Annotated in this window: 21 protein-coding genes and 1 pseudogene; 16 read left to right on the top strand and 6 right to left on the bottom strand. The window is 63.3% G+C overall.

Annotated features, from left to right (window positions below; all coding sequences use genetic code 11):
- Nucleotides 1-15: 15 nt before the first annotated feature.
- Both NLM33_RS15960 and NLM33_RS15965 read right to left on the bottom strand, forming a co-directional pair.
- A complete protein-coding gene (locus tag NLM33_RS15960) occupies nt 16-528 on the bottom strand; it encodes a very short patch repair endonuclease (RefSeq protein WP_371929957.1) in 513 nt (170 codons plus the stop codon).
- 79 nt (nt 529-607) lie between these two features.
- Nucleotides 608-817, bottom strand: a complete 210-nt coding sequence (locus NLM33_RS15965) for a hypothetical protein (RefSeq protein WP_254096960.1) — start codon at nt 815-817, stop codon at nt 608-610.
- A gap of 189 nt (nt 818-1,006) precedes the next feature.
- Here NLM33_RS15965 and NLM33_RS15970 point away from each other — a divergent pair, with 189 nt between their 5' ends.
- From NLM33_RS15970 to NLM33_RS16005, 9 genes are all read left to right on the top strand, one after another.
- Entirely contained in the window at nt 1,007-1,552 is a 546-nt protein-coding gene (locus NLM33_RS15970; RefSeq protein WP_254096961.1) for a hypothetical protein, read from the top strand.
- A 1-nt stretch (nt 1,553) separates the two neighbouring features.
- Complete coding sequence (locus tag NLM33_RS15975) at nt 1,554-2,084, top strand: hypothetical protein (protein WP_254096962.1); 531 nt, start codon at nt 1,554-1,556, stop codon at nt 2,082-2,084.
- Between the two features lies 1 nt (nt 2,085).
- A complete protein-coding gene (locus NLM33_RS15980; protein ID WP_254096963.1) occupies nt 2,086-2,292 on the top strand; it encodes a hydrogenase maturation nickel metallochaperone HypA in 207 nt (68 codons plus the stop codon).
- 1 nt (nt 2,293) lies between these two features.
- Entirely contained in the window at nt 2,294-3,121 is an 828-nt protein-coding gene (locus NLM33_RS15985; protein WP_254096964.1) for a metallophosphoesterase, read from the top strand.
- A gap of 14 nt (nt 3,122-3,135) precedes the next feature.
- Complete coding sequence (locus NLM33_RS49260; RefSeq protein WP_256570531.1) at nt 3,136-3,261, top strand: hypothetical protein; 126 nt, start codon at nt 3,136-3,138, stop codon at nt 3,259-3,261.
- A 1-nt stretch (nt 3,262) separates the two neighbouring features.
- Entirely contained in the window at nt 3,263-4,039 is a 777-nt protein-coding gene (locus NLM33_RS15990) for a metallophosphoesterase (RefSeq protein ID WP_254096965.1), read from the top strand.
- 82 nt (nt 4,040-4,121) lie between these two features.
- Nucleotides 4,122-4,703, top strand: a complete 582-nt coding sequence (locus NLM33_RS15995) for a hypothetical protein (RefSeq protein WP_254096966.1) — start codon at nt 4,122-4,124, stop codon at nt 4,701-4,703.
- On the top strand, nt 4,700-5,470 hold the full coding sequence (locus NLM33_RS16000; RefSeq protein WP_254096967.1) for a hypothetical protein: 771 nt from the start codon (nt 4,700-4,702) through the stop codon (nt 5,468-5,470). The genes NLM33_RS15995 and NLM33_RS16000 overlap by 4 nt, the downstream gene beginning before the upstream one ends.
- The gene (locus NLM33_RS16005) at nt 5,458-5,724 is read left to right on the top strand and encodes a hypothetical protein (RefSeq protein ID WP_254096968.1); all 267 of its coding nucleotides are present in this window, start codon (nt 5,458-5,460) and stop codon (nt 5,722-5,724) included. Before NLM33_RS16000 ends, NLM33_RS16005 begins: the two co-directional genes overlap by 13 nt.
- A gap of 399 nt (nt 5,725-6,123) precedes the next feature.
- Here NLM33_RS16005 and NLM33_RS16010 read toward each other — a convergent pair whose 3' ends face one another.
- Entirely contained in the window at nt 6,124-6,438 is a 315-nt protein-coding gene (locus NLM33_RS16010; protein WP_254096969.1) for a hypothetical protein, read from the bottom strand.
- A 107-nt stretch (nt 6,439-6,545) separates the two neighbouring features.
- On the opposite strand from NLM33_RS16010, the gene NLM33_RS16015 reads away from it, so the two are divergent.
- From NLM33_RS16015 to NLM33_RS16045, 7 genes and pseudogenes are all read left to right on the top strand, one after another.
- Entirely contained in the window at nt 6,546-7,295 is a 750-nt protein-coding gene (locus tag NLM33_RS16015) for a hypothetical protein (protein WP_254096970.1), read from the top strand.
- Nucleotides 7,296-7,304: 9 nt separating this feature from the next.
- On the top strand, nt 7,305-9,623 hold the full coding sequence (locus NLM33_RS16020; protein WP_254096971.1) for a hypothetical protein: 2,319 nt from the start codon (nt 7,305-7,307) through the stop codon (nt 9,621-9,623).
- 10 nt (nt 9,624-9,633) lie between these two features.
- Nucleotides 9,634-10,611, top strand: a complete 978-nt coding sequence (locus NLM33_RS16025) for an ATP-binding protein (RefSeq protein ID WP_254096972.1) — start codon at nt 9,634-9,636, stop codon at nt 10,609-10,611.
- Between the two features lie 64 nt (nt 10,612-10,675).
- On the top strand, nt 10,676-12,679 hold the full coding sequence (locus tag NLM33_RS16030) for a hypothetical protein (RefSeq protein WP_254096973.1): 2,004 nt from the start codon (nt 10,676-10,678) through the stop codon (nt 12,677-12,679).
- A complete protein-coding gene (locus NLM33_RS16035; RefSeq protein ID WP_254096974.1) occupies nt 12,672-13,646 on the top strand; it encodes a hypothetical protein in 975 nt (324 codons plus the stop codon). Before NLM33_RS16030 ends, NLM33_RS16035 begins: the two co-directional genes overlap by 8 nt.
- A gap of 159 nt (nt 13,647-13,805) precedes the next feature.
- Nucleotides 13,806-14,204 (top strand): annotated as a pseudogene (locus NLM33_RS16040) (SAM-dependent methyltransferase); the annotation flags it as partial.
- Nucleotides 14,197-15,444: a class I SAM-dependent RNA methyltransferase gene (locus NLM33_RS16045; RefSeq protein ID WP_254096975.1), complete on the top strand. Its 1,248-nt coding sequence runs from the start codon at nt 14,197-14,199 to the stop codon at nt 15,442-15,444. The pseudogene NLM33_RS16040 and the gene NLM33_RS16045, both read left to right, overlap by 8 nt.
- 16 nt (nt 15,445-15,460) lie before the next feature.
- Here NLM33_RS16045 and NLM33_RS16050 read toward each other — a convergent pair whose 3' ends face one another.
- From NLM33_RS16050 to NLM33_RS16060, 3 genes are read right to left on the bottom strand one after another with little or no spacing between them, the layout of a single operon-like run.
- Nucleotides 15,461-16,312, bottom strand: a complete 852-nt coding sequence (locus tag NLM33_RS16050; protein ID WP_254096976.1) for an ABC transporter permease — start codon at nt 16,310-16,312, stop codon at nt 15,461-15,463.
- Nucleotides 16,313-16,314: 2 nt separating this feature from the next.
- Nucleotides 16,315-17,163 carry an ABC transporter ATP-binding protein gene (locus NLM33_RS16055; protein WP_254096977.1) on the bottom strand — a complete coding sequence of 283 codons (849 nt, stop codon included), beginning with the start codon at nt 17,161-17,163 and terminating at the stop codon, nt 16,315-16,317.
- Complete coding sequence (locus NLM33_RS16060; RefSeq protein ID WP_254096978.1) at nt 17,160-18,206, bottom strand: ABC transporter substrate-binding protein; 1,047 nt, start codon at nt 18,204-18,206, stop codon at nt 17,160-17,162. The genes NLM33_RS16055 and NLM33_RS16060 overlap by 4 nt, the downstream gene beginning before the upstream one ends.
- Nucleotides 18,207-18,236: the final 30 nt, after the last annotated feature.

Genomic DNA, 18,236 nt, shown 5'->3' on the forward strand with positions numbered 1-18,236 from the left:
ATGTCTTGACGGCAGTCACCGCGTCTTGGGCGACCTCGCGACGACTTTTCGGCGGAGAATTCCAGCGAGCTTTCGGGGATTCTTCGCCTCGCACTCCCAAATGCGGACACATCGCCAGCCGGCCTTTCGCAGGTCGGCGGCGGCGCGCGCGTCCCTGCGTACGTTCCGGTCGAACTTGGCGGTCCAGTATTCGACGTTCGAAGCTGGCATGCTCGCCCTGCGGCAGTCGTGCCTGTGCCAGAAGCAACCATGCACGAACAATGCGATGCGCCTCGACGCGAAAACCAGGTCGGGCGTCCCGGGCAGATCTTTTCGGTGAAGTCGGAACCGCAGCCGCAATGCATGCGCTGCCTTGCGCACCGCCATTTCTGGCTTGGTGTTTTCCGAGCGGACCTGGGCCATCGTCCATGAGCGGAGCGACGGATAGCTTTCCTTCGAGCTGTGCGTATGCATTGCGGTTCGCTTAGCGGCCTTCAGGTAAGGCCGTTTTGGACGTGCTCGGACGGTTGCTCTGCGATGGACTGCCATTGCGCGTCTAAACCGTCGAGTCCAAGTAGTTCGTCAGACACCGAACTCTATTTCGTCATCGACCCTCGGGCACTGCAACTCACGTTTTCAGCTTTGCCCGCTTTTGTTTGCGGCGCTCAACATACTCGCGCGCGGCATCCTCTATTACCGACCATGCAGCCCGCCTCTCTTCGATCGCTACATCTTTGATGTCGGCGACGACCACGGGATCGAGCATCACCAAAACCTTGACCCGATTGCCGATCGGCGTCCGCAGCCCCCTGACGGGAGCTTTCCTCCTGCCGCCCATTCCACCTGTCCGCGTGATTCCACTTTGTTAACCATATCGGACAGGCGCCCGCGGTGCGAGCCATAAAGGCACCGTCTTATATAAGAGTGCGAGTTCCTCTTATATAAGAATTTTCACCAACCGCTTGACTCCAGCTCGCCTTTTGCGTTCTATGTTCTTGTTTTGTTCTAAGTCACGTTGAGGTCGGTAATGTCGGGCGTCGTTGGAAATTGGAGAGTCGAGCTCGTCGAGCGTTACCGCGATCTCTTCCATCCGCCGGCCGGCGCACCGATGTCTGCCCAGGGATCCCCCGAGTGCGGGTCCGGCTGGCGCGACTTGCTCGACAGGATGTGCGTCCGAATCCGGGCCGCGGTCCGGCCTGACGGTGGTGCATTCCGCTTCACCCAGATCAAGTCCAAGTACGGGACGCTGCGCGTCTACTGGGACGGCACGCTGTCTCCGGACGCGGCCGCCCTGGTCGAGGAAGCCATCGCCTTGGCGGAAGCCCGCAGCGCCTGTAGCTGCGAGATCTGCGGCGAGGAAGGCCGGCTCTATGAGGGCGCCTGGCTGACGACGCGCTGCACGACGCATGCCGAAGGTCGCTCGCCGGTCGCCGTCCGCCCTGGCTTCGAGAACATCTACATCGTCAGGTACGTGGTCGGCGGCAAGAGCCGGATCACCTGCCGCCGATACGACCGCGAGAACGACGCCTTCGTTGACGTTGATCCCGCCTCGCTGGACATCGAGGAGGAGTGAGATGGCGCGCACCCACGATTGGCGCATCGACCTCATCGAGGCACACGCCGCTCTCTTCCGCGCTCCCGTTGGACATCCGGAGCAGGCATCCGGCTATCCCTGGTGCAAAGTCGGCTGGCGCGATCTGCTCGAGCGCCTGTGCCAACGGATCGAGACCGCGCTGCGCGAAGGGGAGACCGTCCACTTCAACCAGATCAAGGAGAAGTTCGCCGGATTGCGCTGCTACTGGCGCGGCGACGTTTCGCCGCAAACGGCGGCGAAGATTCATGAGGCGGTGGCGCTCGCGGGGGCCCGCAGCGCCTGCACGTGCGAGCGGTGCGGGGCGGAGGGCAGGCTCTACAATGACAATGGCATCTACATGACGCGTTGCGTCTTGCACGGCCAGGGCATGCCCGTGCCATCCGGACCGGGGCAGCAGAACGTCCACGTTGTACGGCTCCCGACGCCCTCTGGCTTTCGTCTCGTCGCGCGGCGCTACGACCGCGAAGCCGACCGTTTCAGCCAACCGCCGTCGCACGACAGGGAGCACTGAAATGGCCAGATTCCGCTGCCGCGCCTGCGGGCAGGAAGGCGAGTTTACCTACATCGGCGGCCACGAATGCCCACGCTGCGGCTCCGCCGACGTGCAGTTCGCGCTCGGCATCGACGAGATGCCGGTCGAGCTCATAGACCGCATCATCGAGAGCCTCAGTCAGGCTGAGTCCCTGGATGAAACTCCGACCGACGAGGAGGACCGCTGACATGAGGCTCTGGATCATGTCCGACCTCCACATCGAACTCACCCGCGGTTGGGACCTGCCGGCAGCAGCCGATCGTCCGGCTTTCGACGTCTTGATCATCGCCGGCGATCTGATCCCAGGCGCGGAGCGCGGCGTCGCGTGGCTGCGCGAACGCGTGGCGGACCGGCCGGTCATCTATGTCATGGGCAATCACGAATCCTATGGCGGCGACATCGATCGCACGCTCGAAAAGGCCAGGGTCGCGGCCGAAGGAACGAACGTGTTCGTGGTGGAGAACGAGTGCGTCCGGATCGGTCACGTGATCTTTGCCGGCTGCACGCTTTGGACTGACTTCGCCATCCGCGGCGACGCATATCGTGGCATGGCGGTCGCGGGCGAGCGGATGAACGATTTCAAGAAGATCCGGACCGCGAATTACCGGCAGCGTTTCCTGCCACGACACGCGCTTACTCGGCACCTCACGTCCGTGGCGTTCCTGGAGAGCGAGATGCGCAAGCGACGCAACGGCAAACTCGTAGTCGTTTCGCACCACGCTCCAATTCCCGAGATGACCGACGACCCCGGCGGATCGGGCGAGGATCATACGCTCGATCCCGCATATCGGAGCGATCTCAGGCGGCGGCTGATGGTGTCGGTGCCGGACGACGGGAGCGGCGCGCTGCAGCCGGCGGATCTATGGGTCTTTGGCCACACCCACTCGTCTTTCGACGCCGAGATCGGCGAGACAACGCGGGTCGTGAGCAACGCCAAGGGCTACGGCCCGTGGCCCGGCCATCAGCGCGGCTGGGACAACCCGAATTTCAACGAGAAACTCGTCATCGAGATCTGAAAAGGGGGACGGCCATGATCGACGCTAGACAACCAGATTCGCACGGAGACCCGCGCCGCCCTTTCAATGGTTTGGGATGCTTCATCATGTTCACCTTGATGCTCGATGCCGAGCCTCTCGAAGATGAAGGCGAGGACTGACATGAGGCTCTGGATACTCAGCGATCTGCATATCGAACTCACGCGCGGGTGGGACCTGCCGCCCAGAGACGCGCGCCCTCAATTCGACGTCCTCGTCGTCGCCGGCGATCTGATTCCGCGGGCGGAGAGAGGCGTCGCGTGGCTTATCGAGCGCGTGCAGGACAAGCCCGTCATCTACGTGGCAGGCAATCATGAATTTTACGGTTGCGATATCGACAGGACCGTCGAGAAAGCGCGCGCGGCCGCGTCCGGGACGAACATCCACGTGCTGCAGAACGAAGCCGTCTCCATCGACGGCATCACCTTCCTGGGCGCGACGCTTTGGACTGACTTCGATCTGTTCGACGACCCGGAATACGCAATGAGGGTCGCTGGCGATGTCATGAACGACTACCGCAAGATCCGGCACGGCAATTATGAATTCCGGCTGCGCCCGACGCACACCCTGACGCGCCACCTGCAATCGCGCGACTTCATCGCGCGCGAGCTGCGGAAGGGTGGGCGAAACGTCGTGGTCACGCACATGGGGCCGGTGCCGGAAGCCATGCGACGCGGTTGCGAACACGACATTTCGTCGGCGGCTTATACCAGCGATCTCCGGGATCTCATCCGCGAGGGAGCGCCTGAACTTTGGGTGTTCGGCCACACGCATGAGAGTCGCGACTTCGAGGTCCGCAGCACGCGCATCGTTAGCAACGCCAAGGGCTACGGCCCGTGGCGCGAGGGTGAGACCTGGGACAATCCGAACTTCGACGTGAACTACGTCATCGAGATCTGAAAGGGAAAACGTCCATGATCGACGACAACCATCAGCCCGCCGAAACTCGCCCCGTCATTTCAATGCTTTCGGATGCTTCGTCATGTTCACTCCCACCCGCCGCGGCCGCCCCGACTTCTTCACATCCGCCAAGACCCCGACCCCGGTCCCTGCGCGACACGTTGCGTTGCGCGAGGCTCTCGTCCTGGCGTCTCTCGATCCGGCGGTCCGGTCGATCCTTCACGTTCCGTCGGCGCCTGCTGGGGCCGCGCAAGTAGAGGTCGTCGTCCTGCAGCATGACCGCGGACGATTCCATCTCGACGTCGTGCCGGCGCGCCGCGTGCGCGACCTCGACGAGGAGGGTCTCATCCAGATCGCGCTGCGCGACCTCGGTCTGGAGCCGCTCGTCGTCACGGCCGAGGACCTGCGCACCGAGCCCCGCAGATCCAATGCGCGCCTGGTCTGGTCATACAAAGACCGGCCAGTGCCCGTCCCGCTGCGCCTGAATATCCTGAAGACCGTTGCCGACGAGGGCCCGATCGAGCTTGGCCGCCTGCTCGAGATCATCCGCAGCGGCGAGGACCCCTCGCCGGCCGTGATGGCGCTCGCCTGCGCCGACCTGCTCGAAATCGACCTGACGTCCGAACCGCTCGGTCCATCCACCATGTTGAGAGCCCGCACATGAAAAAGCCGACACGCGGTCGCCCGTCCGGCACCGTCATCCGCATGACTCCGAAACGACGCCACGATCAACGCACGGCTCCGCTGATCGACCGCATCTACGACCCCAAGCTCGGCCGGTTCGAGGACGACGATGACGACGACCAGGTCGAGGGAAACTTCCTCCTCGAACCCGAGGAAGACGCGGCCCCGCCGGACGGCGACCGCCCGAACGCGGTGACCGCTCTGGTCGGAGCGGCCTTCGAGGCGGCCACGACGCCGGAGCTGCGGCGCCGCCTCCGCCATAACCAGGCGCTCTGCGCCATCGTCCATGTGCCGAGCACCGCTTGGGTCATGCCGGTCTCGCTCTATTTCCGGAGCACTTTCGGCGAACGCTGGCTGCAGCAGACCAGGCATGGCCCCACTCCGGGCGACAGAGGATTCTCGACCAGCTCTGCCTCGGTCTCCCTCGCCTTGTCGGGCGGCCAATCGGTCGTCGGCATTGCCGCCGATCTGGACCTGCTTCCCCGAGCGCTGATCGGCGCCGCGGACACGACGGTCCGGCTCACGCATCCGAATGGCACCGTGCTGAAGACGGCGATTGCCAGGTTTTCGAAGCGGACGGCCCCGCCGCTCGACGATTCAATCGCGGCCGATCTCGACCTCACCGACCTCGTCGCGGCATTCCGCCCCGGCGCCGGCCCCGCGCGGATCGTGCAGCGGCTCGCTGCGGCCGCCGCCGCGCTGCGCGTCTATGCCGACAAGAGGGAGACGACGCCATGCTCGTCGTGACGGTCGAGATCTTCCCCGGCGGGTTCGAGACCGCGCGGCGGACAGTCGGGACGCTGCGCATCGCGAACGAAAGCAACCTCGCCGACGTGTCGGACTACCAGGTCGTGGCCATTCGGTCCGCCAATCCCTTGACGGACGAGCCGGCAGGGGTCGCCGAATTCCGGGTCCTCGGGCACGACCGCCGGCAAGCCGTCTGGAAGCTCCTGCAGCGCGCCTGCGAGGAGGCCATCGTGGCCGACTGGGTCGAGCTCTAGGCCAATTGAGGAGAGAAAGATGCGCTTTCTGATGGTCCTGATGCCCCCAAATTCAGCGCCCGACCTTGCACCTACGATCGGTTTGCGTCGCCCGCCGGTCCGGCCCCCCTCGAAAAGGGCGGCCTCTAGGTCGCAGGCGCGAGGTTTTCCACAGATCTGTCGAGACCCAGGAAAACTTGGCTTTGTGGTCCGCGACAGGACGCCAGAGCGCGAACGGACCCTGCCGCGGTCCTTGCGAGCCAGAGTCCGGCCAAACCCGCTTTTCAAGGATTCGAGGTTTTTGTCACAAGCGGCGGTAGTGCCGACACCGCGGCCTCGGACGCGGATTCCCCTCCATCCGGAGTTTGCAAGTCCCGAGTCGGCAATGGACCTGGCGATGGAGCCCGAAACGACGTCAGCCTATGCCACACAAACAGATTCAACCAGCCAGTTGTGCTGGCCCAAGGTGGCGATCGTAGATTTGGCGGGGCCGGCGAGGCTTCCGAGATTCTCGTTGCGACCGAAACCAGCGATCGTCATCTTCCCGCCCGTAAACGCAAAAGAGGCCCAAAGCGAAAGGAGACGGACGACCCCATAGGCCAAAAAACGAAAGCGGCCCCGCGCGAACGGGACCGCCTTTCGTTCAAGGGTAGCCGACTTCGAGAAACCGGACACCGCCATCACAGAGACCCGCACCTGAACAGCTTGGCGCGGGCATGGCAAGGTCTCGGCCATCCGGTTTCTCCCAGATCCCCGCAATTCACCGCCCCGCCGGGAACACCCTTCCCGGCGAACGGCGAAGCCTTGCCGAAACCGGCGTCTACGAACTCACGGAGAGCTTTTTGACGAAACGAGACAACCGGATCAGCCGGATCGCCGCCGGCCTGGTGCAGAGCGGACCCCGCATCGTCGAATCCGACGACGGCGGACCGCTGCGCCTCATCATCAACGGCCGGCACATCAAACCTACCAGCCGGTATCCCGCTTTCAAGGCGAACGGGGCAGGCCTCCCGTGCGAGGCGGATCATGAGGAGGGGCTGCTGAAGATCAGCGACGCCGACAAGGCGGTCATCAGAGTCCTAGCCCAACCGCATCGCGTCGTGATCCCTGTGCCGTGGCAGAGCCCGCCGCTGATCTATTTCCCGGACCTGCGCAGAGACTTGGCCGACGGCACGGTCGAGATCATCGAAACCGAAGGAAAGAACGATCGCAGGAAGAAGGAGCCCCACTATCAATTCAAACTCGACGTCGTCCGCGAGGTCTATGCCGGCGAAGGCTGGACGTTCCGGACACTCGTGCAGAAGCAGATATTGGGCGGCCGCCTGTACAGGAACGCCCACGAAATCAGCACCTGGGCCTATGCAAAGATCCCGTCATCCCGCCAGTTTGCGCTGGAAGCCGCCATCGACGAAGCCGCAGGAGCGCTGCCTTTCGGCAAGGCGGCGGAAATCGTCGGCGGCGCGCCGCTGCTCTATGCGCTGGTGGTCCGCCGCTCGGTCTATTTCGACCTGAAGCTGCCGGTTTCGGACGACCTCCCGGTGATGCGCGTGGATCACGACGCACTGCGCCGCCATTCGCCGCCGTTGCTCTGAGGAATCTACGTGACCGTTTCTCTCGCCATCAAGCAAAACGATGTCATCGAACGAAAGCGCGACCTGTACCGCTATGCGCTCGAATTGCCACTGGCTCGCATGCTGTTCATGCCCGTGGAGCCCGGCCAGGGGGCCGAGTTCACCTGCACCGAAGACGAATTCGGGAAGCTCTTGAAGGAATGCGAAATCCGCGCCCACACCATCATCCGGGACCATAACGGCGACATCATCGCGGACGGTGACAAAGACCTCGCCCCCGGCAAGGATGACAGTAAAGCAGTCAATGACGCCCGTTCGCTGTTCTTCTTTCTGAAGAAATGGCACCAAAACCCGACGAGCCTCCACCACCCTCGTCTGGACGATTTCGTCGAAGAGCATGCAACGGAGGCACGCAAGCTCGGCCATACCTGGATGCCGAGTTCCGGCGCCATGCATCGCCACATCCTCAAGTACCCCGATATCGAGCAACTGACCGCCCGGTTCCTCATTTCGAAGTCGGGCACGGTGACGCGCCAGCGCTGGCATCCGGAGATTGGCAAACTCCTGGAAAAAATCATCGATTGGCACTGGGAAGAAGGAACTAGCGGCCGCCATCTGAGCGACTCGATCGCCGAATTCGATGGCTGGTTCAACGAAGCCGCAAAGCGCCTTGCCACGGATACCGCGCTCATCGAGCCGCTGCACAAGCCCAGCGATGAAACCGTGCGCGCCTACATCAACTCGGCGGAGTGCTATGAAACGGTCTGCCGGAAGTTCGGTAAGGCACGCGCCGATGCACAGTTCGCCGGCAACTACCATCCCATACCCGCATCCAAGCTGCTCGAGGTCGTTCTGATCGACAGCACGGTCCTCGACACTTGGTGTGTGCTCGACGACGAATTCATGCTTCCGCTGGGCAGGCCCACGCTGACCGTCGCCATCGACCTTTTCACAAGGATGATCCTGGCGGTCATCATCACGTACGAACCCCCGAGTCTTTACACCGCGATGGCGTGCTTGAAGCGCGTCAACATGTCCAAGGAAGACATCAACGAACGATGGCCGACCATCGTCCGTTCGTCTGACGGATGGGGCAAGCCGACCACGGTCGTGGTCGACAACGAGCTCGCCCAATCCGGAAAATCATATCAATCGGCCTGCGAGGACGCCAAGGTCCACGTCAAGTGGGCTCCTGTCGCTCGGCCTCAGTATAAGGCCGTGATCGAAAGATTCTTCCTGACGCTCAAGAAGATGCTGCTCGATAAGCTTCCTGGCGGCATCCCCTATAAACCAGACGTCATGCGGCAACTTGGTATCGACCCCAAAGAGGTCGCGACCATTCCGCTGAGCAAGCTCACCGAGCTTGTCAACATGTGCATCAACGACGTCTACCACTACGAACCCCATTCGACGATCGGAATGCCGCCGGCGCTGGCCTGGGAAAAATCCAAGCAGAAACACAAGCGCCCGTTCATCGGCGACATCGACTTCCTGGACAAGGCCTTCGGCGCGCTGGAAACAGGGGTGCTCACGACGTCCGGCATCAAGTTCGACAACATGGAGTTTCACGACCCCAAGACCACGGGGGCCCTGATGGACGATCTGGGCGGCAAGGCGCCGCGGCGGAAACGCCGCAAGTCGCTTCTATCATCCCTGAACCCCCAAGTGATGTTCAAGTACAATCCGGCGAACATCGAAGCCATCAGCGTCTGGAACGAGCTCCGGAAGGAATACATCCGCCTACCCAACATCGCCGGAGAAGGCGCCGCCGGTCTGTCGATTTGGCACTGGCGGATCCTGCGGATCTGGACCGAGCAGGAGAGCATCGCGTTCTCGACGCCGTCCGAACAATTGGCGGCCCGCCGCCGGCTCCGCGAAGCGGTCGAGGAACAGATACCGGCGGCGGCGTTCAAGGCTATCAAACAGCAACGCCGCATCCTCCACGAACCCTCGGAGCTCATCGAAGGCAAGATCACCTTGAAGACCAAGGCCCCTCCGACGGTCGGGGGGATGGCGCAGGACGACGTCGAAATCGACGTCGCCGCTTTCGCTCCCGATGGCAATCGCGTCCCGCCGCCGGGCCCCGCACGCGGCCGGAGCAAGGGCAAGAAGGTCGACGGCCGGACGAAGGAACGCATGAAGGAGGCCAAGCAGTCGGCTCCGGAACTTCGCTCAGCAAAAAGGGCCGACCTTGTGGCGGCCTTTGCCCGGGATGCCGCAACGAACCACCCCGCGCCGCCGGTCCAGGCCGGACCGGCTTCGCCTGCCTCGGGCGTCGACGCCTCGCTCGCAGCTTTCTTCCGCAAGCGCAACGCCGGCAAGACCGACGCCGGCGACACCAGCGTGTGAGACCTACACCATGACCCCTGCAATCTATTCGCCAGATGAAATCGCACGGCGCATAGCGCTCTTCGAGCGAATTCGCCACCCGCACAAACTATTGAGCGAGATTCATCGCGCGCTGAACATCGTCCGCGCCGAAGTCAACCAGTCTCGCGCCGACATGGTCGAATTCGCGAAACAAAACCCCGGAATGACGATCAAGCCAAGTCCGCTTCCGCTGATCTGCGTCATCGGACCGTCCGGCACGGCGAAATCTCACGTGATCAAGACCTACTACGAAGATGTCTGCCGAACCGAGAACTGGCAGGTGGGCAGGCGGGCAGTGTTCGACTTCGAACTGTCGGTCGACGCCAACAAGAGACAATTCCACGTCGATGCCCTGACGGCCTTGAAAGACCCCGATCCCGAGAAGGGTAACGAATCCGTGCTGCGGCGCCGCTTCGGCAAATTGACCGACAAGCTCGGCACCGAATTGGGCCTCTGCGACGAGGTGCAGCATTTCATCGCCAGCGACACCGGAAAGCGTACCAAGAGCGTCATCGACGCAATGAAGAAGACCCTCAACACCGGCATCTGCGCACTGGGGCTGTTCGGAACCCAAAAGGCCGCGGACATTTTCGATGCGAGCGAGGAGTTCGGCCAGCGAGCGCACATCCGGTTCGACCTCAAGGGAGGCAATCCCGACGTCGCCGACGACCGCGCGCTGTTCGTCGCCTTCCTGAAGACGTTCAAAACCGAAATCGAAAAGATGGGCATCCTCATCAGCACGAAGACGCTCGAGGACGCCGAGACCATCGGCTGCCTGTTCCTCCAGGCCAGCGGAAGACTGGGCCTGTGTCAGAGGATCATGAAGGCTGCCCTCCGCGTCGCGCTTGAGAGCGGCGCCACTACCCTCCTCCCGGTCCATTTCGCCGTCGCCATCGATCGCGGCAAGTTGCTGTTCGGGATCAAGGAGAACCACTTCGCGAGCCATGCCGAAGCGTTCGCAGACTAGTTCGGGCATCCCATCCATGAACACCTTCCCAATCCCGACGACTCCTCTACCTGATGAAAGCCTCATGGGCTTCGTCGCACGAGCCTGCGACGACAACGGGCATCCTTCGGTCATCCGTGTGCTGGAGCTCGCCGGGTTTGAGACGCTCCGGGCACGCTTTCTTCCGGTCAGCGAAACCGTTGATCTTGAAAGCCTCGCACAATTCTTCGGCTGCAAGGAAGCAGAACTGCGCTCGAGAATGCAGTTGCCCATCGAGGTTCAGGGCTCGCTGCCGAACACTTTCATTTCTCATTTCGGTTCGCCGGTCCGACGCTTGATGCGCGAACCGGCTCTTCGGCGCGTGTCTCCTGCATCCCTTCGCGTTTCGCCGCATCACAGGGCTCTCTCGGCACTGCGACCGCTGCGGTACTGCCCCGAGAGCGGCGAATTGCTGACGTCCGACTGCCCGAACCCGGCATGCGGCAAGCCACTCGGCTGGAATTATGCGCAGGGCATCCCTTTCTGCGAACACTGTCTCGACGACGACTTTTGTCCCACCACGGATCTGCGGGATCTGGAATTGCCGCGTCTTGTTGGGGACGAACTAGCCCTCTACCGCTCGGCAACGGGCTTGCTGACCGGTCACCCCGACGCCATGCGTGCGCTGCCCCCGGCTTTCGCGTCATGGCATGGGTGGGAAGTCTTCGACATGATCGTCATGCTGGGCAACCACCTATGCAGACGCTTTCCCGATCGGTTCAAACTGAGGGGGGCGGCGTGCTTCGCTCTTCCCGACTGGCATCAAAACCTCATGTCGTCCGCTCGCGCGGTTCTGAACTGGCCAGACGGCTTCGGCGACCTGGTGAAGATCCTGAATGATGCTGCCGGCACGCGCACTGGGCACTACGGCCGCCATAAAGAGCTCGGGCCCTTGGCCGACTTCGGTGACAATTACGGCGCGCTTCCGAAGGTCAAGGCCGCGATCGAACTCGCGATCGCCGGCCACTATGAGACCGTCCGCGGGTCAGCCCCCGAACGCAGCTATCAGGCGCCTCCGGAGCGTGCAGATGAGATGATCTCCTACCGCGAGGCCCTCACGAAGTACGATGTGACCACGATCTTCTTGACCTCGCTCGCGAAGAACAAGGACATCGAGGTCATCCAGACCGGGGACGAGAAGTTCGCCCCGACCTATTACAACGAGCGGCAACTCGTTGAATTGCTGGAGGCCCGTCGGGAGGTTTTGTTGATCGATCGCCTGGTGGCGATCACGGGTCTGCCCATGTTCGCGATCGAGGGATTGGTTGGGTCCGGCCACATCCACCTCGCCGCCGGTGCTCTGGCAAGATTTCGCGATCCATCCGTACATAAGTCCGAAATCGAACGGTTCGGAAGCAGGATCGAAGCCAATGCGAGCGCGGCCGGCTTCCAAGATGGCAAGCCTTTGATGAGAACGGTTTTGGATGCCGGCGGCGCCGGCGGCGGCCTGCTGGTGAGGCTGGTTCAACTTTGTCTCGATGGCCGAATTGAGTATTGGCTATCGGAACGCCGCGGCGGCTTCATTTCGCGAGTGGTCCTGTCCGCTAAGGCCGTCGGGCTCGTTGAGACAATGGTCGACGAAGTTGCGCCGGCCCCTACCCCGACGAAGATGACGCGTCGGGACGTCACGATGTATCTCGACATGCCGACCGAAGACATCGTCGCGTTCGTCAAGGCTGGGGTGCTGCAGGCGGAGTACAAGGTAAACGGGGAGAGCGTCCGACGATTCAACGAAAGCTATGTCACTACCTCCACGGTCGCGAGGCGGCTGAACATCAGCGTTCAAGGGGTCAAGCGCATCATGGATGGCCGCGGCGTACAGCCGGCGCATTCGGTCGATCCGCCTGGACGTTCGACGACTTTCGCCTGGCGCAGGGCAGACGTCATTCCGATCATCGAACGAAGCGTTCATGCCCCGCGACATCGTGAAGGTGTTGGATCGAGCACACAGCAGCCATTCGACGAGCATTCGGCTGATGACGACACTATCCCGTCGGACCGCCGATCGTCCAAGACGTCAAAACCGAAAGGAGCCGCTTTCGATGAGTGACAGCAGCACTGCACCGGCGGCGCCGACCGACGTATCTCGCCGGCCGAAAACGGGAGCCGAACGACAACGGGCCTTTCGCCAGCGCCAGCGGGAGAAACGCCAGATTGCGCTGGCTTCTGCCGGCATCGGTTCGCCTGGCCCGATCGGCGATCAAATCGCCGCCTTCGAGCCACCAGTCACGACGAACGTCACGGTCACGCCGGTAACGGTCAGCGCGTTACCCGTGACACTCGTCACGAAAGACGTGACGTCACGCGTCACGGAAGGCGTAACGTCTCGCGTTGCGGACGAAGTAACGGTGTCACGCCGTCACGTCACGGAGCGGAGTTCGATCGCTTCATACTGTCTAACGACGGCGGCACTGGCGCTCGCCGGCGTCGGCCTCGTTATGAATGGGTGGTTCGCCCGAACGCTCGGATCGACCGATCTGGCAGGCTGGACGTTCGTTGTGGGCGGCATGGCAAATGACGTCGTTGCTCTGACGGTGCCTGCAGCAGCCGCAAGGCTTTGGCTTGAACGGCAACGAGTGACTTCGGCAGTGGCGTGGCTGGTATGGTCCGCCTCTTTTGTTTTCGCTCTGATCTCTGGTCTGGGGTTCGCCTCCGTCAACATCGCGGATTCCACCCTGGCTCGCGCGTCACGCGTCACACCTGCCGTGACGATTGCTCAGGACGCGTTACGTGATGCCATGACGTCGCGTGACAGGGAATGCGCGGGCGGCGTCGGCCGCTTTTGTCGCGAGCGCGAGCAAACCGTGATCGAGCGTCAGCGTGCGCTGAATGCTGCGGTCAGTTCGGTCGAGCGGGCCGTCGATCCGCAAACCGAGGCCGCGAGTAAGATCGTCGCTTGGCTCAGTGCCGGGAATGCTAATCCCACAGCGGCGGACTTCGCGATGCTCCGATTGTTGCTGCTGTCGTTGCTTCCGCAGGTCGGTGGCCTCCTCTTGATGATTGGCCGAGTCCGCTGAGGGCTGCGCGCTCTTGCGACCGGGCTCCAGATTTGACAGAATCGGACGGTTCCGCCGCTTTTCCGCGAAACGACTCACCGTTATTGCGGAATCCGACTCACCACGGATTCAAGAACCCCCGGTTTTATTGAGTTCGGGCGACTCGCTCTTACCTGGGGCGGATACGAGCAGCTGCATCCCTCGCTGCGCGGTCATCCCAAGATCGTCTCGATGGAAGAGACCGACATCCGCTCTTACGAAGGCAAGCGCCTGCCGGCGCGGCCCGATGTCGTCGTCATCGACGTCAGCTTCATCTCGCTGAAGGCGGTGCTGCCGGTGGCGCTGTCGCTGGCGGCAGCACCGATGAGCCTACTCGCGCTGATCAAGCCGCAGTTCGAGGCCGAGCGGAAGCATAACAAGAAGGGGATCATCCGCGATGCCGCCGTGCATCAGGAGATCTGCGCCGAAATCGCGGCCTTCGCCGCCTCGCTCGGCTGCACCGACATCGAGGTGTTCCCCTCGCCGATCACGGGCGGCGACGGCAACATCGAATTCTTCCTGGGCGCGCGCCGTGGTTGAGCGTCTGACAATCGATCACGTCGGACATCGGGGCGACGGTGTCTGCCTCGACGGTCGCGAAGCGATCTACGTGCCCTATGCGCTCGGCGGCGAGACCGTCGAGGTCGAGCAGGTTCCCGGCCATCATCCCGACCGGCGCAAGCTGCTCGCTGTGGCCGTGGCAAGCCCCGAACGCATCGCGCCGTTCTGTCCGCATTTCGGCGTCTGCGGCGGCTGCGCGATCCAGCACTGGGCGGAAGCGCCGTACCAGGCCTGGAAGCGCAATATCGTGGTCGAAACGCTGGCACAAGCCGGCGTCGCGTGCGAGGTGGCGCCGCTGGTCGACGCCCATGGCGCGGGACGCCGCCGCATAACGCTGCATGGCCGCCTCGGCACGCATGAGATCCTGAAAGTGGGCTTTGCGGCAACAAGCTCGCATGACGTCATCCCGATCCATCGCTGTCCGATCCTCGATCCGGCGCTCGAAGGCGCGCTCGATGCCGCCTGGGCAGTCGCCGAGCCGCTGACGTCGAAAATGGCGGTCACGAAGCCGCTGGACATCCAGGTCACCGCGACCGAGAACGGCCTCGATGTCGATGTGCGCGGCTCAGGTCCCCTGCCGGCGGCGATGGTCGCGGCACTCTCGCGCGTTGCCGAGCAGCATCGCCTGGCGCGGCTGACGCGGCATGGCGAACTCGTGCAGCAACGACTGCCGCCGACGCTGCGCATGGGCCGCGCCGAGGTGACGCTGCCGCCGGGCTCTTTCCTCCAGGCAACCGTCGCAGGCGAAGAGACGCTGGCCGCGCTGGTGAGCGAGCGCATCGGCAAGGCGAAGGAGATCGCCGATCTCTTCTGCGGCGTCGGTCCATTTGCCTTGAGACTTGCGGAGAAGGCGCGCGTCGCGGCTCATGACAGCGACGCCGGCGCCGTCGCAGCGCTCGCGAAAGCCGCGCGCACCCCGGGCCTGAAGCCGATCACGGCCGCGCCGCGCGACCTGTTCCGCCGCCCTCTGGTGCCGCAGGAGTTGCGCGAGTTCGACGCCGTCGTGTTCGACCCGCCACGCCAGGGCGCGCAGGCGCAAGCGCTAAAACTCGCCGCAAGCAAGGTGCCGGTCGTGATCGCCGTGTCCTGCAACGTCGCGACGTTCGCGCGCGATGCGCGGCTCCTGATCGACGGCGGCTACAAGCTCGAGACCGTGGTGCCCGTCGACCAGTTCCGCCACACGCCGCATGTCGAGCTGGTGGCGCGGTTCAGCCGGTGACGATCCTGCCAGGGCCCTATGCCGAAGGCTCGAATTGCGGCTGCCAGCGCAACAGGTAGGACTGCAGCGAGCGCACGGCGACCGCCAGCAAAATTCCGACGAACATCATGACGAAGATGGCGACCATCATCTCGCTGGCGTTCGCGCGTGCCTCGGCTTCGATGATGAGCTTGCCGAGCCCGCGTTCGGCGCCGATGAACTCGCCGACGATGACGCCGATCAGCGCAAAGGAAACTGCGGGCAGGAGCGAGGCGAACACCCAGGCGAGCGCGGAGGGGATCACGACGGTGCGCAGCACGGTGAATTCGCTGGCGCCGAGCAGACGGGCGGCTGCGATCTGGTCGCGATCGACCGCGCGCGTTCCTTCGAATGTATTGAAGAACACCACGAAGAACACGACCAGCCAGGCGGTCGCGATCTTGGAGAGATCGCCGAGGCCGAAGATCAGGATGACGAGCGGCACCAGCGCGATACGCGGGATCGAGTTGAGCGCCACGACGTAGGGGCCGAACACGCGGGCCAGGAAATCGGAACGGCCGAGGATCAGGCCGGCCGCGATTCCGCTCGCCGAGCCGAACAAAAATCCCCACCAGGTGTTCTTCAGCGTGACCAGCGTGGCAAGCCACAAATTATTGTCGTTGCCGTTGATGCAGGCGGCAAAGCCGCCGGCATCGGCGAAGCAGCTGAGCCGCAGGAAGCTTTGCCAGATCAGCGACGGCTTGGCGACGAAATAGGGATCGAGGATTTTTGGCACGTAAGCCTTCGGCAGCAGCGCCTTGCTCCATTCAAAGCCCCACTGCCAGATGACGAGCACGGCTGCGAGAATGGCAAGTTGCCAGAACAGGATCACGGTGCGGCTTTTGGCCATGGTCAGTCAGCCCTGGTGCGGCGGAATTCTTCGCCGAGGGAATGCCAGATGTGGGAATAGAGGCGGCCGAATTCGGCGGTCTCGCGCACGCCCACGGGATCGCGCGGCCGCGGGATGGCGACGTCGAAATCCTCCTTGAGCCGCCCGGGCCGCGCCGAGAGCAGGATGATGCGGCTTGCGAGCGTCAGGGCCTCGCCGAGATCGTGCGTCACGAACAGCACGGTCTGTCGCTCGCGTTCCCAGATTTCCAGCAGCGTCTTGTGCATCTCGAGCTTGGTGTGGGTGTCGAGCGCGCCGAACGGCTCGTCCATCAGCAGGATTTCGGGCTCCAGGATCAGCGTGCGCATCAAGGCGACGCGCTGGCGCATGCCGCCGGACAGCATGCGCGGGAAGCTCTGCGCAAAACCTGTGAGCCCGGCCTTCTCGACAGCCAAAGCGACGCGCCGGGCACGCTCGGTCTTCGGCAGTCCCGCGATCTCCAGCCCATAGCCGATGTTCTGCTCCACGGTGCGCCAGGGAAACAGCGTGTCGCGCTGAAAGACGTAGTCGACCCTGGGGTTGACCTTGCCGGTCTCGACGGTGTCGTCGTCGATGAGGATGCGTCCGCCCGAGCGCGGCAACAGCCCCGCGACCATGTTGAGGATGGTGCTCTTGCCGCAGCCGGATGGGCCGAGCAGGGCGACGAATTCGCCCTGCTTGACCTCGAAGGACACATCATCGACCGCCACGAATTCGCGGCCGCTCGCATTGAAGCGTTTGGCGAGGCCTTGCACGGCGATGCGCGTACGCGCCGCTGCCCTGTCATCGTCGTCTCTCGCGCGCGCGAGGCCCGGGCTGGGTCCGGCCATCATTTGTATTTCGCCCTGGCTGCCTGGAGGAAGCTCATGTCGACGACATCCTCGTACTTGGTTTCGGGAATGTCGGTTCCCTTGCGGTACCAGGGCTTGGCACCGCGTTCGAACGAGGATCTGTCGATGCTGCCGTCATAGGCCCAGGTCGACTTGTCGAAGCCGAGCTCGGCGCTGATCGCATCGGGGTCGATGCCGGAGAAATATTTCGGCGTGACCAGCGCCTGCACGTCGGCCAGCGGCGTCGCCTTCACGAAGGCCATCGCGCGGTAGATCGCGTTGACGTAGGCCTGCACCATCGCCTTGTCCTGCTCGACAGTGTCCTGGAGCGTGTAGATCACGAGCACGGGCAGCGTGCCGCCAAAATCCTTCTCGAACACGCCGGGCTTTGACGTGTCGTAGATCGTCCTGCCAAAACCCTTCTTCTCGACTTCGACGATCCAGCTCGGCGGCGCCATGATGGCGTCGAACTGCTTGGTCTGGAGCGAGGGGAACATCGTGTTGGGCCCTCCGCCGGCGACCCAGTTCACCTTGTCGGCGAGCCCGCGCGCCTCGAACACATAGGTGCCGAACACCCAGGTGCCCGAGCCGATTGCGGTGGCGGCGACGATCGGCTTGGCGCCGTCAGCGCGCTTGTAGTCCGCGAGCTTCTCGACCGAATTGATGCCGCTCTCGTAGAGGTCCTGCCGGACCACGATGTTGGCATAGGAGCACACCATCTCGGTCGCGAGCAGGATCTTGCAGGGTTTGCCGCGCGCGCTCAGTTGCAGCGGATGGCTGGCATCGCCATGCGCGAACAGCGCCTGCCCTGCCGCCAGCGTCTGGCGACCGAACGTGCCCGCATTGCCGGTCACGAGCTTCGAATCGAGCCCTTCGTCCTTGAAGTACCCCTTCAGCTCCGCGATCATGCCGATGGCGTAGACCGGCGACACCGGTCCGAAGGCGAGCGAGACCTGCTTGTTCTCCGCGTGCAGTCGTCCCGGCAGCAGCGATGCACCGGCCAATGCAGAGCCCGCGATCAGCGCCTGGCGCCTGGTGATACTCATGTGCTCCTCCCGTGTTCTGTTTTGATCACG

Source organism: Bradyrhizobium sp. CCGUVB1N3 (assembly GCF_024199925.1).
In the GTDB taxonomy this organism is placed as follows: Bacteria; Pseudomonadota; Alphaproteobacteria; order Rhizobiales; family Xanthobacteraceae; genus Bradyrhizobium.

Bases quoted from the DNA above. Each gene is read 5' to 3' on its own strand.
- NLM33_RS16030 (WP_254096973.1), top strand. From the start codon at position 10,676: ATGGGCTTCGTCGCACGAGCCTGCGACGACAACGGGCATCCTTCGGTC.
- NLM33_RS15975 (WP_254096962.1), top strand. From the start codon at position 1,554: ATGGCGCGCACCCACGATTGGCGCATCGACCTCATCGAGGCACACGCC.
- NLM33_RS16025 (WP_254096972.1), top strand. From the start codon at position 9,634: ATGACCCCTGCAATCTATTCGCCAGATGAAATCGCACGGCGCATAGCG.
- NLM33_RS16000 (WP_254096967.1), top strand. From the start codon at position 4,700: ATGAAAAAGCCGACACGCGGTCGCCCGTCCGGCACCGTCATCCGCATG.
- NLM33_RS15960 (WP_371929957.1), bottom strand. From the start codon at position 528: ATGGCAGTCCATCGCAGAGCAACCGTCCGAGCACGTCCAAAACGGCCT.
- NLM33_RS16060 (WP_254096978.1), bottom strand. From the start codon at position 18,206: ATGAGTATCACCAGGCGCCAGGCGCTGATCGCGGGCTCTGCATTGGCC.
- NLM33_RS16055 (WP_254096977.1), bottom strand. From the start codon at position 17,163: ATGATGGCCGGACCCAGCCCGGGCCTCGCGCGCGCGAGAGACGACGAT.
- NLM33_RS49260 (WP_256570531.1), top strand. From the start codon at position 3,136: ATGATCGACGCTAGACAACCAGATTCGCACGGAGACCCGCGCCGCCCT.
- NLM33_RS15965 (WP_254096960.1), bottom strand. From the start codon at position 817: ATGGGCGGCAGGAGGAAAGCTCCCGTCAGGGGGCTGCGGACGCCGATC.
- NLM33_RS16035 (WP_254096974.1), top strand. From the start codon at position 12,672: ATGAGTGACAGCAGCACTGCACCGGCGGCGCCGACCGACGTATCTCGC.
- NLM33_RS16005 (WP_254096968.1), top strand. From the start codon at position 5,458: ATGCTCGTCGTGACGGTCGAGATCTTCCCCGGCGGGTTCGAGACCGCG.
- NLM33_RS16050 (WP_254096976.1), bottom strand. From the start codon at position 16,312: ATGGCCAAAAGCCGCACCGTGATCCTGTTCTGGCAACTTGCCATTCTC.
- NLM33_RS15995 (WP_254096966.1), top strand. From the start codon at position 4,122: ATGTTCACTCCCACCCGCCGCGGCCGCCCCGACTTCTTCACATCCGCC.
- NLM33_RS15970 (WP_254096961.1), top strand. From the start codon at position 1,007: ATGTCGGGCGTCGTTGGAAATTGGAGAGTCGAGCTCGTCGAGCGTTAC.
- NLM33_RS15990 (WP_254096965.1), top strand. From the start codon at position 3,263: ATGAGGCTCTGGATACTCAGCGATCTGCATATCGAACTCACGCGCGGG.
- NLM33_RS15985 (WP_254096964.1), top strand. From the start codon at position 2,294: ATGAGGCTCTGGATCATGTCCGACCTCCACATCGAACTCACCCGCGGT.
- NLM33_RS15980 (WP_254096963.1), top strand. From the start codon at position 2,086: ATGGCCAGATTCCGCTGCCGCGCCTGCGGGCAGGAAGGCGAGTTTACC.
- NLM33_RS16010 (WP_254096969.1), bottom strand. From the start codon at position 6,438: ATGGCCGAGACCTTGCCATGCCCGCGCCAAGCTGTTCAGGTGCGGGTC.